Source organism: Algibacter amylolyticus, assembly GCF_014202225.1.
Taxonomy (GTDB): Bacteria; Bacteroidota; Bacteroidia; order Flavobacteriales; family Flavobacteriaceae; genus Algibacter_B; species Algibacter_B amylolyticus.
The window spans coordinates 745,018-768,294 of record NZ_JACHGE010000001.1; the positions used below are offsets into that span (position 1 = coordinate 745,018).

Here is a 23,277-nt window from a genome sequence, read left to right on the forward strand (position 1 = left end):
TGAGCTTATGAAAATTAAATTAAAACTTCTTTTTGAATAAAAAAGCGCTTAAACCCGCAGATTTAAGCGCTTAAATATAAGCAATTTTAATTTATTTATTTGTCGCCGTACACTTCTTTAACAAAGTTTTCGTAACTTAATTCTTTAACCTTAAGATTTGCTTTTTCTTTATAAACATTTAGTAATTTTTGACTTACTAACTGCTCTGAGATACGACGTGCCTCATCTTGATTTCCTAATACACGTGCAGCAATATCATCTAATTCTTTATCAGAAGGGTTCATTTGACCAAATTGAGCCATTTGACCTTTAATCATTTCTCTGGCATGACCTTTAATGTCTTCCATGGTTACTTGCACATTGTTAGCTTCGATTAATTTACCTTCAATTAACTGGTAACGTAAGCTTTTTTCAGACTTTTCGTATTCTTCTTTAGCTTGTTCTGCATCCATTTCTTTTTCGCCAGCAGTTTGCATCCACTTCGTTAAAAATTCTGCAGGTAAATCGAATTTTGTGTTTTCTACTAAATACTCAGTAACGTCGTTTAGTAACTTTTGATCGGCTTGTTGCACGAATTGCTTTTCAGCATCTTCTTTAATTTTTGCTTTAAGCTCGCTTACAGAGGTTACTCCATCTTTACCAAAAAGTTTATCAAATAACTCTTGATCTAAATCTGCTAACTCACGTTTGTTAATTTCAGTAATTGTAAAGTTTACTTCAATATCTAAACCGTGAACATCATCATGACCTAGTTTTAAGGCGTGCATTAAATCGTGATCATCTTCAAAAAGACCTTTAGTTTTTAATGTAATAACATCGCCAGCTTTAGCACCAATAAATTGTTTTGCAGTTGATTTGCCTTTAAATTTATCTAATGTTAGTGTTACAGTGTTGTTTATTTCTTTTTCTTCGTTTGTGTAAGCTCCAGTGATTTCGCTATCTGCTTCAACAACATCTTGAGATACTAATTTTCCGTATTGTTTTTGAATACGTTCAATTTGCTCATCAATCATTTTATCATCAGCAACAATGTTGTATTGTGTGATTGCTTTTTTGCCTTTTAATTCAACTTCAAATTCTGGTGCAAGACCCAATTCAAATTCAAATGAAAATTTATCAGCATTCCAATCAATCTCATCTTGAGTTTTTGGTAATGGTTGTCCAAGAACATCTAATTTTTCTTCAGTTAAATACTTGTTTAAAGCATCTTGTAATAGTTTGTTAACTTCGTCAACTAAAACAGCTTTACCGTATTGTTTTTTTACCATACCCATTGGCACATGTCCTTTTCTAAATCCAGGAATGTTTGCTGTTTTACGGTAATCTACCAATATTTTTTCAACCTTATCGCTATAATCTTCTTTAGCGATATCTACTTTTACTACAGCATTTAATGCATCAACGTTTTCTCTTGTAATATTCATTTTAAATGATATAAAGCCTTAAATCAGGCATTTAACAATAAAGGTTTGTTTTAAAACCTGCAATTTTTGTTACCAAAATTGGGATGCAAAAATAGTATATTTTTACATCCTAACAAAGTTTTTAATTACTTGATTTACAATAGCTGTTTAACTACTTTTTATCGGTTTGAAGTAAAGACTGTAAAATTGATTGAAGTATAGATAGTAAGATGCTAAACAGGATGGCCCACCAAATGCTATCTACAGAAAATCCATCAATAAATTCATCTGCTAAAAGTATCATTACCCCATTAATAACTAATAGAAATAATCCTAAAGTTAGTATGGTTGCAGGTAAAGTTAAAAGGACCAATAGTGGTTTAACTAAAAGGTTTAAGATAGATAGTACGACTGCTACAATAATTGCAGTTACATAACCATCTACTTGCACACCAGATAATAGGTTAGCCAAAGCAAATACAGCTACGGCATTTAGTAATAGTCTTAAAATTAAATTCATAATTGATATTTTAATTTGAATTTACAAAATTAATTACAGCTTTCGAAAAATCTTTAGGGTTTTCGGCGTGTAACCAATGTCCAGCGTTGGAGATGGTAGTAATATCAGCCTTTGGGAAATGATTTTTAATTATTGCTTCATCGCCAACACCAATATATTCAGATCGATCTCCGCGTAAAAACACAGTGTCTTTTTCAAACCTGGCGTAACTAGGTAAGGATTCGCCAACCTCGGCAACTTCTTGTTTTAAAACCTCTAAGTTAATTCGTAAAGCCAATTTTCCTTTTTCAATCCAGTATAGGTTTTTTAGTAAAAACATACGTGTTCCAACGTCGGAAACGTAACGACTTAAAGCTTTGTCTGCTTCGGTTCTAGATTTAATAGTATCGAAATTTAAAGCGCTTAAGCCTTCTAGAATAGCATCATGATGTACTGGGTAGAATCTAGGAGAAATATCGGCAACTATTAGTTTTGAAACTAGTTCTGGGTATATTGTAGAAAATAACATGGCTGTTTTGCCTCCCATAGAATGACCTAGTAAAACAATATTAGATAAATTATGTGCATCACAATACTGCTTTAAATCTTCGGCTAAAACCTCATAATTAAAAGCATCATCATGGAAACTACGACCATGATTACGTTGGTCTACTAAATGCACTTGGTAACCAAGTTCGCTAAATTGAGTTCCTAGGGTTTTCCAGTTATCGCTCATGCCTAAAAAGCCATGAAGAATAATAAATGGTTTTCCTTCTCCTAAAATGTTTGAGTGTAAAAGCATTATTTTAATTTATGTAAATACATTTGTATAACGTTCTCGATACCTAAGTATAAACTTTCAGCAATTAAAGCGTGTCCTATAGATACTTCTAATAAACCAGGAATATTTTCTTTAAAAAACTGGATGTTATCTAAAGATAAATCATGGCCTGCATTAATACCTAAACCTAAGCTATTTGCTAATTTAGAGCTTTCAATGTAGGGCGCAATATCATCTTTAATTCCTAAACTGTATTGGTGTGCAAAGGCTTCGGTGTATAATTCAATTCTATCGGTTCCGGTGGCTTTAGCGCCTTCAATTTGCTCTAAAATAGGATCTACAAAAATGGAAGTTCTTATGCCGTTGTTTTGGAATTCCTTAATAACATCAACCAGGAAATCTTTATGTTTAATGGTGTCCCAACCAGCGTTACTAGTTATAGCATCAACCGCATCTGGCACTAAAGTAACCTGTGTTGGTTTAACCTCTAAAACCAAATTCATAAAAGATTCAATAGGGTTGCCTTCAATATTATATTCTGTGTAAACCTCCGGTTTTAAATCGCGTGCATCTTGATAACGAATATGTCTTTCGTCTGGTCTTGGGTGTATGGTAACACCTTCGGCGCCAAAACGCTGTACATCTTTTGCAAATTCAACAACATTAGGCACATCGCCACCTCTAGAATTTCTTAAAGTCGCAATTTTATTAATATTAACACTTAACTTAGTCATCTAACAAATTTTAAAATAGAATGTATTTGAAATTTTTTAATTTAAGAAAACCTCAAATTAATTGTACAAAAATACAAAGTAGAACAGCCATAGATACTATTTTTTTGATTAATTTGCAGTTCTATAAAGGATTGCAACAAAATACGCTTTTCAATAAATTACAGTTAGAATTTATCAGTGTAAATCAAATACATTTTATAGTATTAATAAAATAGGAGTTACAAAATGAAACTTTCAGAGCTTATTATAAACGACATAACGCCATTAAGCAACCAGAGTGAAACAAGCGATTTAAAACAATTGTTTAATCAGCTTACGTACTCGCATATTCCGGTTAAAAACGAAAATGGTGCCTATATGGGCTGTTTTTCAGATACTGATGCGCATTGTTTTGATAGTGAAAAAGCTATTGAAACCTATTTGTATGCTTTAGAAGATTTTTATGTTAGAAGCAACACTCTTTGGTTAGATGTTTTAGAAGCCTTTGCGGTAAATTCGGCCAATATTATGCCAGTTTTAAATGAGCAAAACGAGTATTTAGGCTATTATGAACTTAACGACGTAATTAGTTTATTTAGCGAATCTCCTTTTTTCTCTGAAGCAGGAGGTATTCTAGTAGTCGAAAAAGGAATTAACGATTATTCGTTTAGCGAAATTAGCCAGATTGTAGAGTCTAACGATGGTAAACTATTAGGAGCCTTTGTTTCTAAAATGAATACCGACCTAGTTCAAGTCACTTTAAAAATAGGAAACACTGGACTAAACGAAATTATTCAAACCTTTCGTAGGTACAGCTATAATATAGTGTCTGGCCACGAAGAAGATGGTTATATTGAAACCTTAAAGGAGCGATCAGATTATTTAAACAAATATTTAAACATGTAATTTTAATTTATGAAGGTTGCCATTTTCGGAAGATATTATAATACCACAACACCAAAATCTGTTGAAACCCTATTTAATTATCTTGAAAACCAAGGTATCGAAGCTTATATCGAAACTGAATTTCATAAATTAATAGATAAGGAGTCTCATGCTATTGAGGATTATCACAAATATAAAACCTTTACAGAACTCGATCCAAGTTTCGATCTTCTGGTAAGTATAGGTGGCGATGGAACCATCTTAAGAGCGACCATGTTTGTAAAAGATATGGGTATTCCAATTATTGGAATAAATACAGGTCGTTTAGGTTTTTTGGCAACCATTCAAGTAGATGCAATCGAAAAAGCCATTCAAAATATAATCGATGGTAAATATCGCATATCCGAACGCAGTTTATTAACCGTCGAAACATCGTCGGGCAATAAAGATATCGAGGCCATGAGTTTTGCACTAAACGAAATATCGGTAAGTCGTAAAAACACCACGGCAATGATAACTATCGATACTTATTTAGACGATGAATTTTTAAATTCCTATTGGAGCGATGGTTTAATTGTATCCACACCAACAGGTTCAACAGGCTACTCGTTAAGTTGCGGCGGACCCGTAATAACACCAGGTTCAAGTAGTTTTGTGTTAACTCCAATAGCACCACATAATTTAAGTGCGCGCCCGCTTGTTATCCCAGATTCAACCGAGGTGCATTTAAGAGTTCATGGTCGCGAAAAACAACATTTAATATCTCTAGACTCTAGAATTGCAACTTTAGATAATGGAACGCTTATTAAAATTAAGAAAGCCGATTTTAAAATTAAAATGATCGATTTATTAGACGAAAGCTTTCTAGACACCCTCCGAAAAAAGCTCCTTTGGGGCGAAGATAAACGTAATAAATAAGTTTTGGGCGCCTGCCTGCCGGCAGGAAGGTCGCCACACCCTTCGACTCCGCTCAGGACAAGCGGTCGGGCTTTCCCTTACAAGTCCTCGCACCTCCTGCTTCGGGCTGTGGGCTTTTCAGTACAATCCCTAACGCAAACCTGTACGCTAATTTTGGGAGTAAAACCATAAGTCAGTTTCTATATGCAAATTAAATAACACGTTGTTTTAAAATCTAATACCAATAATCTATCAGAAAGTACTTATAGTCTTCAATATTCGTTTCAATAAAAAGCAATAATTTAAGAGATTTTCTGTTTTAAACCCATACAAATAGGCTCAAATTATAATGAGCTAATGTTATTTAATTATATTTGCAAACTTTTGAATATTTATGAGGCATTTAACCATATTGATATTAAGCATCTTATGCATCCAACTAAGCAGCGCACAAATTAACGAAATTGGTGTTTTTTTAGGAGGAAGTAATTTTATTGGAGACGTTGGTGCTACCGATTATATATCGCCAAACCAATTAGCCATTGGTGGTATGTATAGATGGAATAGAAGTAAAAGGCACTCGTATCGCGCCTCAATAATTTTTAGCGATTTAGAAGGTGTAGATACTAACTCAGACGATCCTAGGCGTATTCAGCGTGGTTACGAGTTTTCAACTAAAATTACAGAGTTGTCTTTAGGTATGGAGCTTACCTTTATAGATTTTAACTTACATTCAGGTAAAAGATTAGGAACGCCGTATCTGTTTTCTGGAATTACAATGGCCTATCATGATAATTCTTATTTTAGAAGCGGTATTCAAACTTCCGAAGATACCTCAAGCTGGGCATTTGGTATTCCAATGGCATTAGGTTTTAAAACCAATGTATTGGAAAACTTTATCTTGGGTCTGGAAGTAGGAGCACGATATACATTTTCAGACGAGTTGGATGGTAGTATGCCAGATTCTGGATCCTTAGAGCAATTTCGTTTTGGAAATATAAATAATAATGATTGGTATATGTTTACAGGAATTACACTTACCTATACATTTGGAGAAAACCCTTGCTATTGCATAGATTAAAATGGATTTAAAAAACAACGTACTAAAAGGAGCACTACCAAAACACATTGCCATAATTATGGATGGTAACGGGCGTTGGGCCAAACAAAAAGGTATGTTACGTGCTTTTGGACACGAAAATGGTACAAAATCAGTAAGACAAACCGTAGAGGCTTGTGCAGAGTTAGGTGTAGAAAACTTAACCCTTTATGCCTTTTCTACCGAAAATTGGAACAGACCAAAGCTAGAAGTACAAACTTTAATGAAGCTTTTGGTATCCTCGCTTAAAAAAGAAATTAAAACACTTCAAGATAATAATATTAAACTTACCGCAATTGGATCTCTAGAGACGTTGCCTAAAAAAGTGTTTAAAGAATTAACCGAAGTTATTGAAAGTACAAAGCAGAATACTCGAATGACTTTAACTCTTGCGCTTAGCTATGGCTCTAGAGCCGAAATCATAAACAGTGTTAAAGAAATTAGTATTAAAGTTAAAAATAATATAATTTCGGCCGAAAATATTGATGAATCAATTATAAATGAGCATCTTTACACGCGAAATTTACCAGACGTAGATTTGCTTATTAGAACAAGCGGAGAGCAACGTATAAGCAATTTTTTACTATGGCAAATCGCTTATGCCGAATTATACTTTACAAGTGTCTTATGGCCAGATTTTACGAAGCAACATTTGTATGAAGCTATTATTGAATATCAAAAAAGAGAACGACGATTTGGGAAAACAAGTGAACAACTTAGCTAAAAAATTACCTACGCATACCTATTTAAAACACTGCTTATCAATATTATTTTTTATCAGTTGCTTAAATATTTATGCCCAAAATTCAAATTTCAACGAGGGTACTAAATACACCTTAGCAGAAATAACAGTAGCAGGTAATACAACCTTTAGCGAGCAAACCATTATCACGTATTCTGGTTTAAGAAAAGGTAAAGTAATAACTATACCCGGAGAGGATATTGGTAATGCCATTAAAAAACTTTGGAACTCTAAATTATTTAGCGACATTGAAGTTTATGTTACTAAAATTGAAGGCGATGTAGCATATTTACAAATAAAACTATCCGATTTACCACAACTTAACGAGCTTAAAATTAACGGCGTTAAAAAGGGAAAGCACGAAGGTATTATTAAAGATAACAAATTAAGAAAGGGAACTAAGGTTACCGAAAATTTAATTACCACTACCAAAAATTTCCTTACTAAAAAGTATAAAAAAGACGGTTTCCTTAATACTAAGGTGCATATAAATACTATTGAAGTTCAAGATTCTATTGAAACAGCAAGAGTAAATATGGTGCTTAATATTGATAAAGGAGAAAAAGTAAAAATTAAAAAGATTACGTTTAATGGTAACGATGTACTAAGCGATAAGCAGCTTAGAAAAAGCATGAAAGGGACCAAACAAATTAAGCGTATAAGACTTTTAAAACGTTCAAAATTTATTGATTCATCGTATCAAGCAGATTTAGGTCATGTTATAGATACATACAAAGAGAATGGTTACAGAGATGCTAGAATATTAGCAGATAGTATTATTTATAATGATGATAAAACCATATCATTAGTTATCGATGTAAATGAAGGTGAGCCATATACCTTTGGTAAAATTAAATTTATTGGTAACACGGTTTATACTAACGATCAATTAAGTAGATTGTTACGTATTAGAGAAGGTGATACTTATAACGGAATTTTATTGCAAGAACGTATTGCAGATAACTCTAAGCCAGATGCGCAGGATATTACAAATCAATACCAGAACAACGGTTATTTATTTTCAAGCATCAATCCAGTTGAGGTAAGTGCAGTTGATAATATTATTGATATCGAGGTAAGAATATCTGAAGGTAAACCAGCATATTTTAACACGGTAAGTGTTGTTGGTAACGATAAAACTAACGATCACGTTATTTATAGAGAACTACGTACACGTCCAGGACAACTATATAGTAAAGCAAATGTAGTACGTACAGTTAGAGAGCTAGGGCAATTAGGTTTCTTTGATGCTCAAGAAATTTCACCAAATTTTAATAATCCTAACCCTGTTGAAGGTACTATCGATATGGAATATTCGGTTAAAGAAACCGGATCTAGCCAAATCGAACTACAAGGTGGTTATGGTGGTGGTGGTTTTATAGGTACACTTGGTTTATCCTTTAATAACTTCTCTATTAAAGATATGTTTAAAAAGGAAGCGTATAAGCCAATCCCTATGGGAGATGGTCAAAAACTAGCGTTGCGGTTACAAGCCAGTCGTTTTTATCAAACCTATAGCTTTTCATTTTCTGAGCCTTGGTTAGGAGGTAAACGACCTGTACAGTTTTCTACATCATTATCGCATACTAAGCAGTTTTTATACGATTACACAACTGGTAATGCAGATAAAAGTAAAAGTTTTAATATTACAGGTATTACGTTTGGTTTAGCAAAACGTTTACAAGTGCCAGATGATTATTTTACATTATCGCAAGCTATTAGTTACCAACGTTACGATTTAAATAACTACAACACTGGGTTATTTACATTTGGTGATGGTTTCTCAAATAACTTATCATATACCTTTGGCTTAAGTAGAAACAATACAAGTGTAGATCCTATTTTCCCAACAGGTGGTTCTAACTTCTCGTTCTCAACAAAATTCTCATTTCCGTATTCATTATTTAATGGTGTAGATTATGAGCAATTATCAGAAGATTATGATGAAGCCTTAGAGCGTCGATCTAATGCAACAAGTACAACCGATCCTAATTATATTGCAGCTAACAACGATATTACAGAAATAGATCAAAAGCGTTATAACTGGTTAGAATTTTATAAAGTTAAGTTTTCTGGAGAGTGGTATACTCAAATCACTAAAAATTTAGTTTTAAGACCAAAAATAGAGTTTGGTTTCTTAGGGGCTTATAATCAAGATAGAGGTGTTATACCATTCGAGCGTTTTTATTTAGGTGGTGATGGACTAGCAAATTACTCTTTAGATGGTAGAGAAGTTATTCAATTACGTGGATATCCAAACCAATCGTTAACACATTTAGATGAAAGTACTGGTCAAGCATCGCAAGATGGTTCTAGTATTTACAATAAATTTTCATTAGAACTACGTTATCCAATTACTTTAAAAGCATCTGCTAAAATTTATGCCTTAGGATTTTTAGAAGGTGGTGCGTCTTCCGATTCTTTTAGAGATTTTAATCCGTTTAACATCAATAGATCTGCCGGTTTAGGTATACGTATATTTATGCCAGCCTTTGGATTATTAGGTATTGATTTTGGTCACGGTTTCGACCCATTACCAGGGCAAACTGTTAAAAATGGATGGGAAACACATTTCATAATTGGACAACAGTTTTAGGTAAAAAAATACTTTGGCACGATATTTTCTAATAACACATTGATGATTTACAACAGAATTGAAATTTTTAACGTTAAAATTCGTTAATTTTGAAGATGCAATTCCAAAAGACAGAAAGATCATCTGTCATTTTAGAATTTATAACCAAAAAATTATAAAATATTAACAGATGAAAAATAACGTTCTTTATTTACTGACATTAGTTTTTATGCTAAGCTTTTATGCTAACGCCCAACGTGGTGTAAGAATAGCTTATATAGATACCGAGTATATTTTAGAGAATGTTCCTGAGTATCAAGAAGCAACTGCACAGTTAGATGATAAAGCTCAAAAATGGAAAAATGAGATTCAATCTAAATTAACAACAGTCGAGCAAAAGCGAAAAGACTTAAGCAATGAAAAAGCACTTTTAACAAAAGAGCTTGTTGATGAACGTGAAGAGGATATCACTTTTGAAGAAAATGAAATTTTAGATTATCAACAAAAACGTTTTGGTCCTAATGGCGATTTATTTATTCAAAAAAGGCAATTAATGCAGCCTATACAAGATCAAATATTTGCAGCCGTTCAAGATATGGCAGAAGGCAGAAAGTATGATTTTATTTTCGATAAATCTTCAGATGCCGTTATGTTATTCTCGGCAAAACAATTTGATGTTAGCGAGCAAGTTTTAAGAAGTATAACGCGAACTTCTAAACGTAAGCAAGCAACAACCAAAGCAGAACGTAAAGCGGCAGAAGAGGAAGAGTTAATTCCGGAAATTAACGAAGAACTTGAAGCTAGAGAAAAAGCATTAGAAGAAAAGAAAGCCGAAAGAGAAAGTGCTGTTGAAAAACGCAGAAAAGAAATTTTAGCTGCTCGAGAAGCTAAAAAGAAAGAAGCAGAAGCTAGACGCCAGAAGGTATTAGAAGACAGAGAAAATGCTAAACAAGCTAAATTAGATGCTAGAAATAGCACTTCGGGACCTCCAGGTGTACCAGGAGCAGGTAATGCAGAAGCATCGGAGGCAAGTTATAAAACAGAAGCTGCAGCTACTAAAACCAAGGCAGAACTAATTGAAGAAAACAGACAAAAAAAATTAGCAGAAAGGGAAGCTAGAAAAAAAGCCCTTGAAGAAAGAAAAAAACAAATATTAGAAGAACGCCAAAAGGCAAAAGACAGTATAAACAACAATAATTAATTTATAACACACTTAATACTATTTAAAAATGAAACAATTTAAAACTCTTTTATTAGCAATCACACTATGTTTTGCAACCGTTAGTTTTACGCAAGCACAAAGTAAAGTTGCGCATATAAACACACAAGAATTGATTGCAGCAATGCCAGCAGCTAAAACTGCACAAGCTGAAATTGAAGCTTTAGGTAAAACGTACCAAACAGATATTCAAGCATCAATTACCGAATACCAAAACACGGTAAAACAATACGAAGCTGAAGCATCTACAAAGACAGATGAAGAAAACCAAAAAAGAGGTTTAGAACTTCAAGAAAAGCAACAACGTATTCAACAATTTAGAGCAGATGCTCAAAAAGATTTAGCAACTAAAGAAGCTGAGTTATTTAAACCTATTCAAGAAGCTGCTATGAACGCTATTAACGAAGTAGCAAAAGCTAAAGGATACGAATATGTAATTGATAGAGCAACATTAATTGTAGCTAACGGAACAGATATTCTTGCTGATGTAAAGAAGCAATTAGGTATCTAATATAAAATTACTATAAAATAAATTTTAAAGCTGTCTTTTATAAAGGCAGCTTTTTTATTTTTGTTAAACTTATGAGTAAACAAGCTATTGGTATTTTTGATTCTGGGGTTGGAGGAACTTCCATTTGGAAAGAAATACACGCGCTTTTACCTCATGAGCATACTATGTATCTTGCCGATAGTATTAACGCGCCTTATGGACCAAAAGGTAAAGAGGCTATTTTAGCCTTAAGTATAAAAAATACCGAATATTTACTTAGTAAAGATTGTAAGCTAATTGTAGTAGCTTGTAATACCGCCACAACAAATGCTATAACGTATTTAAGAGCGCAATATAATGTGCCCATTATTGGTATTGAGCCAGCAATAAAACCAGCAGCTTTACAAACCCAAACGCATGCAGTTGGCATCCTAGCAACTAAAGGGACTTTAAGTAGTGCCTTATTTTCTAAAACGGCTACACTGTTTGCTAAAGATGTTACTATTGTAGAGCAAATAGGCGATGGTATTGTAGAGTTAATTGAAGCTGGTAAACTGCATACAGAAGCCATGAAATTGCTTTTAAAGGACTATTTAGAGCCTATGATTAAAGCTAATATTGACTACTTGGTTTTGGGTTGCACACATTACCCTTACTTAATGCCTATTCTTTTAGAATTATTGCCAAAACATGTTAAAATTATTGATTCTGGTGAAGCTGTAGCACGACAAACCAAGGCTGTGTTAAAAGAACATAATCTTTTAAATAATGCAAAGGCTAAATCTAAATCGCAATTTTTTACTAACGGAAATCCCGAGGTTATGAAAACGCTTTTAGGTAACGGGTTTAATGTGTCTTATCTAGATTTTTAATTGTACCCATATTATACTTTTAAACTTATAATGTGGTTTTAAGTACTGCACTCGCGTTAGGGATAATAGTGGAAAGCCCGCAGCCCGACGTAGGAGGTGCGAGGACTTGTAGCGGATAGCCCGACTTTTTGCGATCCTGCAAGGTTTACAAAAAAAACCTTGTAGGTATGAGTAAAAAGTAACGCCCAACTTCTAGCTTCAATTAATCTTATTTCAGGACTAATTAAAGCAAAAAAAAATCCCAAACACGAATGCTTGGGATTTGGAATTTTATAATTGGAATTTTTAGTATCTGTAATGTTCTGGCTTATATGGACCATCTACAGTTACACCAATATAACTCGCTTGTTCTTCGCGAAGCTCGGTAAGCTCAACGCCTATTTTTGCTAGGTGTAATTTTGCTACTTTTTCGTCTAAATGTTTTGGTAACATATATACATCGTTTCCGTAAGCATCGGCATTTTTCCAAAGTTCGATTTGCGCTAAAGTTTGGTTTGTAAATGAGTTACTCATTACAAAACTTGGGTGCCCTGTTGCACAACCTAAGTTTACTAAACGCCCTTCGGCAAGTATAATAATGTCTTTTCCAGCAATATTATATTTATCTACTTGTGGCTTAATGGTATCTTTTGTGTTGCCGTGGTTTTTGTTTAACCAAGCCATATCGATTTCGTTATCGAAGTGGCCAATGTTACATACAATAACCTTATCCTTCATGGCTTCGAAATGACGCCCTTGGATAATATCTTTATTTCCTGTAGTTGTGATAATAATATCTGAATTTGCAACAACAGTTTCTAGTTTTTTAACTTCAAAACCGTCCATTGCAGCTTGTAACGCACAAATTGGATCGATTTCGGTTACTGTTACTATAGAACCAGCACCTTTAAATGAAGCAGCTGTACCTTTACCAACATCGCCATAACCACAAACAGTTACACGTTTACCAGCTAGCATAATATCGGTTGCACGACGAATTGCATCTACTGCAGATTCTTTACATCCGTATTTGTTATCGAATTTAGATTTTGTTACAGAATCGTTTACGTTAATTGCAGGCATTGGTAATGTTCCGTTTTTTACACGCTCGTAAAGACGGTGAACACCTGTTGTAGTTTCTTCTGAAAGTCCGTTAATTCCTGCTGCTAATTCTGGGTATTTATCTAAAACCATGTTAGTTAAATCGCCACCATCATCAAGAATCATGTTTAATGGTTTTCTATCTTCTCCAAAGAAAAGTGTTTGCTCGATACACCAATCAAATTCTTCTTCGGTCATATCTTTCCATGCGTAAACTGATGTTCCTGCTGCTGCAATTGCTGCTGCTGCTTGATCTTGAGTTGAGAAAATGTTACAAGAACTCCAAGTAACTTCTGCTCCTAAAGCTTGTAAGGTTTCAATTAAAACAGCTGTTTGAATAGTCATGTGTAAGCAACCAGCAATTCGTGCTCCTTTTAATGGTTGTTCGTTTTTATACTCTTCACGAAGACTCATTAATCCTGGCATTTCAGCTTCTGCCAAATTTATTTCTTTGCGACCCCAATCTGCAAGAGATGCGTCTTTTACTTTACTAGCTACGTAAGGAATTGTTTTTGTACTCATAGTAATTTTCTTTTGTTTTTTAATGCTAAGCTTCATTGTGATTAGAACTTAAAATACTTAAATTCGCTTTTGAAAAACACATTATTAACTTAGAGTTTGCAAAGATAACTATTAACTTTTAGAATATTAAATGCCTTTATACAAAACCATTACCCCAAATTCACAAACTACTGTTAAAATCTGGAAGATTACTGAGTCTTACACAGATTTAATGGCAGCTGTTAATTTGAAAGAAATGGCGTTAAATCGTGTTTTAGGTATGAAAAGTGAGTTGCACCAACGTGGGTTTTTAAGTGTACGTTGCTTATTACAAGAATTTGGATACGCTGATGCCGATTTGTTTTATGATGAAAATGGAAAACCCCATTTAAAGGATGGTAAGCAAATTTCTATTACACACTCGTTTACTTTCTCAGCGGTTATTATAAGCGATTTAATTGTTGGTATTGATATTGAGAAGCAACGTGATAAAATTAGCGTAATTGCCCATAAGTTTATTGATTACGAAAATGATTATTTAAATGATAAGGCAGAAGGTTATGTAAAGAAATTAACCGCTATTTGGTGTGTTAAGGAATCTTTATACAAGCTTTTTTGTACGCCAGGACTTAGTTTTAAACAGCATTGTTTAGTGATTCCGTTTTCTGATGGTGATCATGAAACCGTAGCGTGGATTGATTATAATAATAGAAAATACCGATATAATATTCACTTTTTAGAGTTTGAAGGTTTTACCTGTGCTTATGCTATACAGTAGAAACAAGAAAAGAGAAATTAGAGCATAGCGCAAAGAAAATTATTAATGAATTCGTGGTAAAAAGACAAGATATATATCAAGATATAATAAAATCGGTTTCTGCAAAAGAAAAACTATTAGCCGTTTTGATTGATCCAGATAAGTTTTTAGTTGAAAACACAAGAGCTTTTATAGAGAAGGTAAACGCATCCATAGCCACTCACGTTTTTGTTGGCGGTAGTACTGTTGATGATTTTGTAACCGATACGTTGGTTGCCGAAATTAAAAAACACACAGGTTTGCCCATAGTTTTATTTCCTGGCGATATTACTCAAATTACAGGAAAAGCTGATGCTATTTTGTTTTTGTCTTTGCTTTCGGGTAGAAATCCCGAATATTTAATAGGTAAACATGTTGAAGCCGTTTCAAAATTAGATAAAACCGAATTACAGGTTATTTCTACAGGTTATATTTTAATTGAAAGTGGCAAGGAAACCGCTGTACAACGTGTTACCAAAACCAATCCTATACCCAGAAATGAAGTTCAGAAAATCATAAATACAGCCAAAGCAGGTCAATTATTAGGAATGAAACTTATATATTTGGAAGCTGGTAGTGGTGCCGAAAATGCACTTTCTGGAGAGATAATCAAATCTGTTAAAAATGAATTAAACATTCCATTAATAGTTGGAGGTGGTATTCGAAGCAAGGCACAATTGGAACAAGCTTACAAAGCAGGAGCAGATTTAGTTGTTATTGGTACCGCTTTTGAAGATGATGATTTGTTTTTTGAAGACCTGAAAATGATTAATTAATCCCACTCTATAAATAAAAAAGTAAAACTTTAAATGTTAATAATGAATGCCTTTTTTGAGTTTTTCTTTGGTCAATATTCCGATTACCAAACAACTGATGTAGTTCTTGAAATTGTAGCCGTAATTTTTGGCTTTCTTTCTGTCTGGTATTCAAAACAGAATAATATTTTAGTGTTTCCTACGGGTATGATAAGTACTGTTATTTTTGTGTATTTGCTATATAAATGGGAGTTGTTAGGCGATTTGATGATTAACGGCTATTATTTTATAATGAGTATTTATGGTTGGTACATTTGGACAAGAACGGAAAACAACACGCAAGTATCACCCATTTCAAAAATGTCCTTTAGCGAAAAAAAAATAAGTGTAATTATATTTTTAGCAACCTTATTGTTTGTTTACTTAGTTTATCAAGCCTTTGGTAAATGGACAAGTTGGGTAGCTTATGTTGATACTTTTACAACAGCTATATTTTTTGTTGGAATGTGGTTAATGGCAAGGCATAAATTAGAGAATTGGATTTTTTGGATTATTGGAGATCTTATTTCTATTCCTTTATATTTTTATAAGGGGTTTACATTTACTAGTTTTCAATATTTAGGATTTACAGTTATTGCAATTTTTGGTTATTTAGCATGGAAGAAAAATATAAACAGCAACCCGCTAACTGCATAAAAGTAGTTTTATTTGGGCCAGAATCTACGGGAAAAACGACACTATCTCGTCAGTTAGCACGGTATTATAGTTCCGTTTGGGTTCCAGAATATGCGCGTGAGTATCTTCAAAAAAAATGGAACGACCATAGGAAAACCTGTGAGTTAGAAGATTTATTGCCTATTGCCGAAGGACAAATAAGACTTGAAAATGAATTGGCTCAAAAAACAGAATCTGTTTTAATTTGCGATACCGATTTGTTGGAGACCAAAGTGTATTCCGAAGCTTTTTATTCTGAAAGTTGTGATGCTATGCTAGAGAAATATGCAGTGAAAAATTCGTACAATTTGTATTTTTTAACTTATATTGATACGCCTTGGGAAGCAGATGATTTAAGAGATAGACCTGAGGAACGCGAAGCCATGTTTAATGCTTTTCAAGATGCATTAGATAAATATAACAAACCATACGTGCTATTAAAAGGTGATATAAAAACACGTTTAGAAACAGCTATTAAACATATAGATAAACTATTAAATTCCAAAGTATAATGTTTACAGAACAAGATATTAAACAATTAAAAAGTAAAGGTATTGCTGTAAAAGATGTCGAGGCACAAATATCTAGATTAAAAAACGGAATGACTTTTTCTAATTTGGTAGCCGCGGCTAACATTGGTAAGGGTATTGAAAGTTATGACGATAATGAGGTGCAAGAGTATATCAATTTTTACGAAGCAAAACTAAGCAAGTTATCTATTGTTAAGTTTGTGCCAGCTTCGGGCGCGGCTACTCGAATGTTTAAATTTTTATTTCAATTTTTGAATAATTTTGAGGCTTCAAAATTAAGTATTAAAAAGTATGCAGAAAGAAATAACGATGCGCTAATAGTAAAATTTGTCGAAAACATAGATCGTTTTCCGTTCTATAACGAAGTTATTTCGAAAATCAAACAAACACAATCTAACTTCGAATCGTTGTCAGATGATGAACAAAAGGTCGCGTTTGTTAAAACCATGTTGGACGCTAAAGGGCTTAATTATAGTTTTTTGCCAAAAGGCTTGTTGCCATTTCATAAGTATGAAGATCAAGTAAAAACAGCTTTTGAAGAGCATTTGTTTGAATCGACTTTATATGCGGCATCCAACGGAGTGGCTAACCTTCATTTTACCGTTTCTAAAAACCATCAATTATATTTTTCTAATACATTAAATAAAATTAGAGAGCATATAGAAGGGCACACTAAAACGACATTTAATGTGTCCTTTTCTTATCAAAATGAAGCTACAGAAACCGTTGCGCTTACAAGTGAAAACGAAGTTTTTAGAAAAAAAGATGGCTCTATATTGTTTAGACCAGCAGGACACGGAGCACTTCTTGAAAATTTAAACACTCTAGATAACGATATTGTTTTTATTAAAAATATAGATAATATTGTTGTTGCCGATAGAAATATAGCGGTATCTAATTATAAAAAATTATTAGCAGGAGTTTTAGTTGAGGCCCAAGAAAAGTTGTTTGAATATTTACACAAATTAGATACTGGCGATTTAATTGATACAGATTTTAAAGTGATCGCTTTATTTTTACGATATAGATTAAATGTGCCTATTATTTCAGATTTTGAGAGGTATACAGCTCAAGAAAAAATCGAATATTTAAAAGAAAAACTAAACCGTCCAATTCGTGTTTGTGGGATGGTTAAAAACCAAGGCGAACCAGGAGGAGGACCGTTTTGGGTTAAGGATGCCAAAGGGAATACGTCGTTACAAATTGTAGAATTTGCGCAAATTAACTTCAGTAAAACAAACCAACAAGGTATTGTGTATAAAGCCACACATTTTAATCCTACAGATTTAGTTTGTGGCATTAAAAATTATAAAGGTGAAAAGTTTGATCTAACTAAGTTTGTAGACACCGAGGCTGCTTTTATAACCACAAAAACGCAGAATGGAGTAGATATTGATGCTCTAGAACTTCCTGGGTTATGGAATGGTAGTATGGCGTATTGGAATTCTATTTTTGTTGAAGTACCTCTTGAAACGTTTAATCCGGTTAAAACAGTAAACGATTTACTTAAGCCTGTACATCAAGGAATTTAATGTTTAGTGAAGAAGCCATACTAAATGAATTAACTTTTAAAGCTATTAGAAGTTCGGGTAGTGGAGGGCAACACGTAAATAAAGTGTCTTCAAAAGTGGAGCTAACTTTTAATGTGTTAGTGTCCTTAGTTTTTAATGATGGCCAAAAGGAACGTATTCTTATTAAACTTCAAAATCGACTAACAAAAGAAGGTGTTTTAATTCTGCAATGTGGCGAAAGTAGAAGTCAACATAAAAATAAAGAGCTCGTTATCCAGCGGTTTATTGCGCTTGTAAAAGATGCTTTAAAAGTTCCAAAAAAGCGAAAACCAACAAAAGTACCCAAGTCTGTAATTAAAAAGCGTCTTAAAAGTAAGCGCAAACAGTCTGAAAAAAAGAGTAATAGGCAAAAACCAGATCTCGATTAAAAAAATCTCAAATTCTTAAATCGAAATTCATTATTCTAACATATCTTTGCAGCGTTCTCAAAAAAGGGGTGCCTATTATCGGCTGAGATCATACCCATTGAACCTGGGCAGGTAATGCTGCTAAGGAAATGTAAACACAGTTTTGTGTTAACGAGTAATGTTTGGCAAGGTTGCATTTATGTAAATAAAGCCAAACACCTCACAAAATAAGTATTAATAGTAAAGAATAATGACCTCTTTTTATTCGATTATAAAGATAATCGTAATGAAAAATGTATTCAGCAGTTTGTCATTCCTAGAAAAGCAGGAATCTCGTCAAAGGAAGATTTTCACATTTTTAATACTCCTAGTTTCAATAGGAGTAAATGCACAACAAAACCAAGTTGAAAGCGATTCAACAACAACAGAAAACCTAGAAGAAGTTTTAGTAAAAGCAGTTCGTGTAGATGCCGATTCGCCAATTACGCATTCTAATGTTACTAAGGCAGAACTTGCTAAGCGAAATTTAGGGCAAGACATTCCAACGTTATTAAATTTTTTACCATCGGTGGTTACAACCAGTGATGCCGGAGCCGGAATTGGTTACTCAGGAATTAGAGTTCGTGGTACCGATGGAACCCGAGTAAATGTAACCATTAATGGAATTCCTTATAACGATCCAGAAAGTCAAGGAACCTTTTGGGTAAATTTAGGTGATTTTGCATCGTCTACAGAAAGTTTACAATTACAACGAGGTGTAGGAACTTCTACTAATGGTTCAGGTGCATTTGGTGCTAGTTTAAATTTGTTAACCGATGCTACCTCTCAAGAAGCTTCAGGGCTAATAGCTAATAGTTTCGGGAGTTACGGTACAAGAAAACATACTGTAAAATTAAGTACAGGTTTGTTAAATGATCATTTTGAAATTTCAGGACGTTTTTCAAAAATAGATTCAGATGGTTATGTGGATCGTGCCTTTACCGATTTAAAATCGTATTTCTTACAAGGTGTGTATAAGGACGGTGGTACTATAATTAAAGCCTTAACTTTTGGTAATGTTGAGCGTACATATCAAGCTTGGTACGGGTTAACGGAAGATGAATTAAAGGAAGACCGCCGCCAAAACCCATATACTTACGATAATGAAACCGATAACTACTGGCAAGACCATTACCAATTGCATTGGAATGAACGTTTTGATAATAATTGGTCTACTAATTTAGGTTTAAATTATACCAAAGGAAAAGGCTATTTTGAGCAGTATAAGGCGGAGGAATCTGCAGAAGATTTTAATAATTTAATTGAAGAAGGTTCCGATGTTATTGTTCGTAGGTGGTTAGATAATAACTTTTATGTACTAAACGCTAATGTTACATACAAGAAAAACGCACTGGAACTTATCTCTGGAATATCGTATAGCTCATATGATGGCGATCATTTTGGTGAAGTAATTTGGGGAAGCGATTTGGCAGCAGAAACAAGTATTAGAGATCATTATTACGATGGCGATGCTACAAAAAATGACTTTAGTGTGTTCTCGAAAGCTACATTTAAACTTGCCGATAAAATTACAGGTTTTGTAGATTTACAAGGGCGTTTTGTAAGCTATAAAACAAATGGATTAAATTCTGATAGAGTAGAGTTTACTACCGATGCTAATTTTAGTTTCTTTAATCCAAAATTAGGATTAACCTATAAACCATCGCAGTTTAATAATTATTATATCTCTTATGCGCGTGCAAATAGAGAACCAAATCGCGATGATTTTGAAAACGGCGTAACCGAAAACGAAACCCTTAATGATATTGAGTTAGGATGGCGTTACAACAAAGGGAAAGCAAGCGTTAATACAAACCTGTATTACATGTTTTACCAAAACCAATTGGTGTTAACGGGCGAGTTGGATGATGTTGGAAGCCCACTTAGAGCCACCAGCGGAAAAAGTTTTAGATTAGGTCTTGAGGTCGATGCTAATATTCAATTTAGTAAACAGTTTAGCACATCAACAAATATTGGCTTAAGTAGTAATAAAAATAGAGATTTTTCATCCGAAATTAATGGAGAATTAGTCGATTTAGGAAATACAAATATTTCATTCTCACCAGATTTAGTTATCGGTAATGCTTTAAATTTCTATCCTGTAGAGGGTTTACAGTTGTCATTACTTAGTAAATATGTTGGCGAGCAATACATGGGTAATATCGATGAGGCATCATCAAAATTAGATAGCTATTTTGTTAACGACTTTAATGTTAACTATCAAATTAAACCTAATAAGTTATTTAAATCTATCGTTTTATCGGTTTTGGTTAATAATATCTTTAATAAAGAATATGTTTCAAACGGATACTTTGGGTCGTATACTTACGAAGATCCAGGTATGCCAACAGGAATAGCTACAGGGTATTATGCTGGGTATTACCCGCAAGCAACCCGAAACTTTTTAGTAGGTTTAACATTAGGATTTTAAAATTATAAAATGAATTAGTATTAGTTCATAAACACATAGTAAACTTTAGGAGTGGCTAGTTTTATACTAGTTTGAGACATATCCTTTGAACCTGATTTGGCTAATACCAACGTAGGGAAAAGTTATTTTCGAAATATTAGATTCAGCCGTCGTGCTTTATTTTATTCTTCTTAGAGTTTACTTTATATAACTACAACAGCATGTATATTAAAGTAAACAATACCGCTTACGAAATACCAGAACAAACTACGGTACAACAGCTTGTGGAGCAATTAAAAATGTCCACAAACGGCATTGCTGTGGCTATAAATCAACACGTTGTAAAAAACACCAATTGGCCTTCAACCATTATTAAAAATCAGGATGATATCCTAATTATAAAGTCTACACAAGGCGGTTAATTAAATAGTTACATCACGTATAAGTTTAACAACATAAGGTAAAAACATGAAGAAAAAAGATACTGCACCACAACAAAACGGCGTTACTAGAAACCCATTTCCTAACTCTAAAAAAATATATGTTTCAGGAACATTACATCCACAAATAAAAGTAGCCATGCGCGAAATTTATTTAAGTGATACCAAAGATTCCATAACAGGAAAATTAACCCAAAACCAACCGGTAACCGTTTACGATACTTCGGGGCCTTATACAGATTTAGAAAAGGAAATAAATATCCATAATGGTTTAGAGCGTATTCGCGAAGCATGGATTAAAGATCGTGGCGATGTGGAAACCTTAAATGAGTTTACCTCAAAATATTGTAACCAACGTTTAAACGATGCAAGTTTGGACGATTTACGATTCAATTTAAAACACAAACCTAAAAGAGCGGTAAAAGGTAAAAATGTATCCCAGTTACATTATGCAAAACAAGGTATAATTACTCCAGAAATGGAATACATTGCAATTCGAGAAAACCAACGCATAGACCAAATTACCGAAATTGCAAAACAACATAAAGGCGAAAATTTTGGAGCTTCAATTCCCGATAAAATTTCACCAGAATTTGTAAGAAGCGAAGTGGCTCGTGGTCGTGCGGTAATACCAAATAACATTAATCACCCAGAAAGCGAACCTATGATTTTGGGTCGAAATTTCTTAGTAAAAGTAAATGCTAATATTGGTAATTCTGCCACCACATCTTCCATAGAAGAAGAAGTGGAAAAGTCGGTTTGGGCATGCCGTTGGGGCGCCGATACCATTATGGATTTATCAACCGGTAAAAATATACACGAAACTAGGGAGTGGATTATACGTAACTCGCCCGTTCCAATAGGTACGGTACCTATCTATCAAGCCTTAGAAAAAGTAAATGGTGTAGCTGAGGATTTAACTTGGGAAATTTTTAGAGATACCTTAATTGAGCAAGCAGAACAAGGTGTCGATTATTTTACCATACACGCAGGTGTCTTATTGCGTTATGTACCCATGACGGCAAAACGTGTAACAGGTATTGTGTCTCGCGGCGGCTCCATTATGGCAAAATGGTGTTTAGCGCATCATAAAGAAAGCTTTTTATACACCCATTTCGAAGATATTTGCGAAATTTTAAAACAATACGATGTGGCATTTTCGTTAGGCGATGGGTTACGCCCAGGCTCCATTGCCGATGCCAACGACGAAGCCCAATTTGCAGAGCTAGAAACACTAGGCGAACTCACCAAAATTGCACGTAAGCACGATGTACAATGCTTTATCGAAGGTCCAGGACACGTACCAATGCACATGATTAAAGAAAACATGGACAAACAACTAGAGCATTGCGACGAAGCTCCATTTTACACCTTAGGTCCACTAACAACAGATATTGCTCCGGGTTACGATCATATAACCTCCGGCATTGGTGCTGCAATGATTGCTTGGTATGGTTGTGCCGTTTTGTGTTACGTTACCCCAAAAGAGCACTTAGGGCTACCCAATAAAAACGATGTTAGAGAAGGCGTTATTACCTATAAATTGGCCGCCCATGCAGCCGATTTAGCCAAAGGACATCCAGGAGCCCAACATCGCGATAATGCGCTAAGTAAGGCGCGTTTCGAGTTCCGTTGGGAAGACCAATTTAACCTTGGTTTAGACCCCGAAAAGGCACGCGAATTTCACGACGAAACCCTGCCTGCCGAAGGCGCCAAAATAGCCCATTTCTGTTCCATGTGCGGACCAAAATTCTGTTCCATGAAAATCTCTCAAGAAGTTAGAGATTTTGCCGCAGAAAACGATATTGTCGATAACGAGGTTATTGCAAAAGGTTTCAAAGAAAAATCAAAAGAATTCAAAGAAAAAGGATCGCAAGTGTATCTTTAACAAAATAATAAGGGAGTTCCCGTGCTTTTTA

22 protein-coding genes and 1 riboswitch are annotated in these 23,277 nt (G+C 34.0%); of the genes, 17 read left to right on the forward strand and 5 right to left on the reverse strand.

The window, feature by feature from the left end:
* Positions 1 to 95: 95 nt before the first annotated feature.
* The 4 genes from tig to HNQ90_RS03145 all read right to left on the reverse strand — a co-directional run bounded on the left by tig (position 96) and on the right by HNQ90_RS03145 (position 3,417).
* On the reverse strand, positions 96 to 1,424 hold the full coding sequence (gene tig / locus HNQ90_RS03130) for a trigger factor (RefSeq protein WP_144115182.1): 1,329 nt from the start codon (positions 1,422 to 1,424) through the stop codon (positions 96 to 98).
* A gap of 151 nt (positions 1,425 to 1,575) precedes the next feature.
* Complete coding sequence (locus tag HNQ90_RS03135) at positions 1,576 to 1,923, reverse strand: phage holin family protein (protein ID WP_144115183.1); 348 nt, start codon at positions 1,921 to 1,923, stop codon at positions 1,576 to 1,578.
* 10 nt (positions 1,924 to 1,933) lie between these two features.
* Positions 1,934 to 2,704 (reverse strand): alpha/beta fold hydrolase, encoded by a 771-nt coding sequence (locus HNQ90_RS03140; RefSeq protein WP_144115184.1) that lies wholly within the window; start codon positions 2,702 to 2,704, stop codon positions 1,934 to 1,936.
* Positions 2,704 to 3,417, reverse strand: coding sequence for a pyridoxine 5'-phosphate synthase (locus HNQ90_RS03145; protein ID WP_144115185.1), 714 nt, complete (start codon positions 3,415 to 3,417; stop codon positions 2,704 to 2,706). The genes HNQ90_RS03140 and HNQ90_RS03145 overlap by 1 nt, the downstream gene beginning before the upstream one ends.
* A gap of 225 nt (positions 3,418 to 3,642) precedes the next feature.
* Here HNQ90_RS03145 and HNQ90_RS03150 point away from each other — a divergent pair, with 225 nt between their 5' ends.
* The 8 genes from HNQ90_RS03150 (at position 3,643) to murI (ending at position 12,175) form a co-directional block, all read left to right on the forward strand.
* Entirely contained in the window at positions 3,643 to 4,302 is a 660-nt protein-coding gene (locus HNQ90_RS03150; protein WP_144115186.1) for a CBS domain-containing protein, read from the forward strand.
* Positions 4,303 to 4,311: 9 nt separating this feature from the next.
* Positions 4,312 to 5,199 carry an NAD kinase gene (locus HNQ90_RS03155; RefSeq protein WP_144115187.1) on the forward strand — a complete coding sequence of 296 codons (888 nt, stop codon included), beginning with the start codon at positions 4,312 to 4,314 and terminating at the stop codon, positions 5,197 to 5,199.
* Between the two features lie 373 nt (positions 5,200 to 5,572).
* On the forward strand, positions 5,573 to 6,259 hold the full coding sequence (gene porG / locus HNQ90_RS03160) for a type IX secretion system protein PorG (RefSeq protein WP_144115188.1): 687 nt from the start codon (positions 5,573 to 5,575) through the stop codon (positions 6,257 to 6,259).
* Between the two features lies 1 nt (position 6,260).
* The gene (locus HNQ90_RS03165) at positions 6,261 to 7,001 is read left to right on the forward strand and encodes an isoprenyl transferase (RefSeq protein ID WP_144115189.1); all 741 of its coding nucleotides are present in this window, start codon (positions 6,261 to 6,263) and stop codon (positions 6,999 to 7,001) included.
* Positions 6,934 to 9,615 (forward strand): outer membrane protein assembly factor BamA, encoded by a 2,682-nt coding sequence (gene bamA, locus HNQ90_RS03170; protein ID WP_144115190.1) that lies wholly within the window; start codon positions 6,934 to 6,936, stop codon positions 9,613 to 9,615. Before HNQ90_RS03165 ends, bamA begins: the two co-directional genes overlap by 68 nt.
* 169 nt (positions 9,616 to 9,784) lie before the next feature.
* Entirely contained in the window at positions 9,785 to 10,795 is a 1,011-nt protein-coding gene (locus tag HNQ90_RS03175; RefSeq protein WP_144115191.1) for an OmpH/Skp family outer membrane protein, read from the forward strand.
* 28 nt (positions 10,796 to 10,823) lie between these two features.
* On the forward strand, positions 10,824 to 11,324 hold the full coding sequence (locus tag HNQ90_RS03180) for an OmpH/Skp family outer membrane protein (RefSeq protein ID WP_144115192.1): 501 nt from the start codon (positions 10,824 to 10,826) through the stop codon (positions 11,322 to 11,324).
* Between the two features lie 71 nt (positions 11,325 to 11,395).
* Positions 11,396 to 12,175, forward strand: coding sequence for a glutamate racemase (gene murI / locus HNQ90_RS03185; RefSeq protein ID WP_144115193.1), 780 nt, complete (start codon positions 11,396 to 11,398; stop codon positions 12,173 to 12,175).
* 285 nt (positions 12,176 to 12,460) lie between these two features.
* Here the strand turns inward: murI and ahcY are convergent, their stop codons facing one another.
* Positions 12,461 to 13,777, reverse strand: coding sequence for an adenosylhomocysteinase (gene ahcY / locus HNQ90_RS03190; protein WP_144115194.1), 1,317 nt, complete (start codon positions 13,775 to 13,777; stop codon positions 12,461 to 12,463).
* A gap of 130 nt (positions 13,778 to 13,907) precedes the next feature.
* Between ahcY and HNQ90_RS03195 the strand changes: the two genes are divergently transcribed.
* The 9 genes from HNQ90_RS03195 to thiC all read left to right on the forward strand — a co-directional run bounded on the left by HNQ90_RS03195 (position 13,908) and on the right by thiC (position 23,246).
* On the forward strand, positions 13,908 to 14,534 hold the full coding sequence (locus HNQ90_RS03195) for a 4'-phosphopantetheinyl transferase family protein (RefSeq protein ID WP_144115195.1): 627 nt from the start codon (positions 13,908 to 13,910) through the stop codon (positions 14,532 to 14,534).
* A 53-nt stretch (positions 14,535 to 14,587) separates the two neighbouring features.
* The gene (locus tag HNQ90_RS03200; protein ID WP_144115196.1) at positions 14,588 to 15,328 is read left to right on the forward strand and encodes a phosphoglycerol geranylgeranyltransferase; all 741 of its coding nucleotides are present in this window, start codon (positions 14,588 to 14,590) and stop codon (positions 15,326 to 15,328) included.
* Positions 15,329 to 15,370: 42 nt separating this feature from the next.
* Positions 15,371 to 16,003 carry a nicotinamide riboside transporter PnuC gene (pnuC, locus tag HNQ90_RS03205; RefSeq protein ID WP_144115574.1) on the forward strand — a complete coding sequence of 211 codons (633 nt, stop codon included), beginning with the start codon at positions 15,371 to 15,373 and terminating at the stop codon, positions 16,001 to 16,003.
* On the forward strand, positions 15,964 to 16,533 hold the full coding sequence (locus tag HNQ90_RS03210; protein WP_144115197.1) for an AAA family ATPase: 570 nt from the start codon (positions 15,964 to 15,966) through the stop codon (positions 16,531 to 16,533). Before pnuC ends, HNQ90_RS03210 begins: the two co-directional genes overlap by 40 nt.
* Entirely contained in the window at positions 16,533 to 18,083 is a 1,551-nt protein-coding gene (locus HNQ90_RS03215; RefSeq protein ID WP_144115198.1) for a DUF4301 family protein, read from the forward strand. The genes HNQ90_RS03210 and HNQ90_RS03215 overlap by 1 nt, the downstream gene beginning before the upstream one ends.
* The gene (gene arfB, locus HNQ90_RS03220; RefSeq protein WP_144115199.1) at positions 18,083 to 18,490 is read left to right on the forward strand and encodes an alternative ribosome rescue aminoacyl-tRNA hydrolase ArfB; all 408 of its coding nucleotides are present in this window, start codon (positions 18,083 to 18,085) and stop codon (positions 18,488 to 18,490) included. Before HNQ90_RS03215 ends, arfB begins: the two co-directional genes overlap by 1 nt.
* A 265-nt stretch (positions 18,491 to 18,755) precedes the next feature.
* Positions 18,756 to 20,939 (forward strand): TonB-dependent receptor, encoded by a 2,184-nt coding sequence (locus HNQ90_RS03225; RefSeq protein ID WP_144115200.1) that lies wholly within the window; start codon positions 18,756 to 18,758, stop codon positions 20,937 to 20,939.
* A gap of 37 nt (positions 20,940 to 20,976) precedes the next feature.
* Positions 20,977 to 21,074, forward strand: a riboswitch (TPP riboswitch).
* A 65-nt stretch (positions 21,075 to 21,139) separates the two neighbouring features.
* Positions 21,140 to 21,340, forward strand: a complete 201-nt coding sequence (thiS, locus tag HNQ90_RS03230; RefSeq protein WP_092848353.1) for a sulfur carrier protein ThiS — start codon at positions 21,140 to 21,142, stop codon at positions 21,338 to 21,340.
* A gap of 46 nt (positions 21,341 to 21,386) precedes the next feature.
* Entirely contained in the window at positions 21,387 to 23,246 is a 1,860-nt protein-coding gene (gene thiC, locus HNQ90_RS03235; RefSeq protein WP_144115201.1) for a phosphomethylpyrimidine synthase ThiC, read from the forward strand.
* Positions 23,247 to 23,277 lie beyond the last annotated feature (31 nt).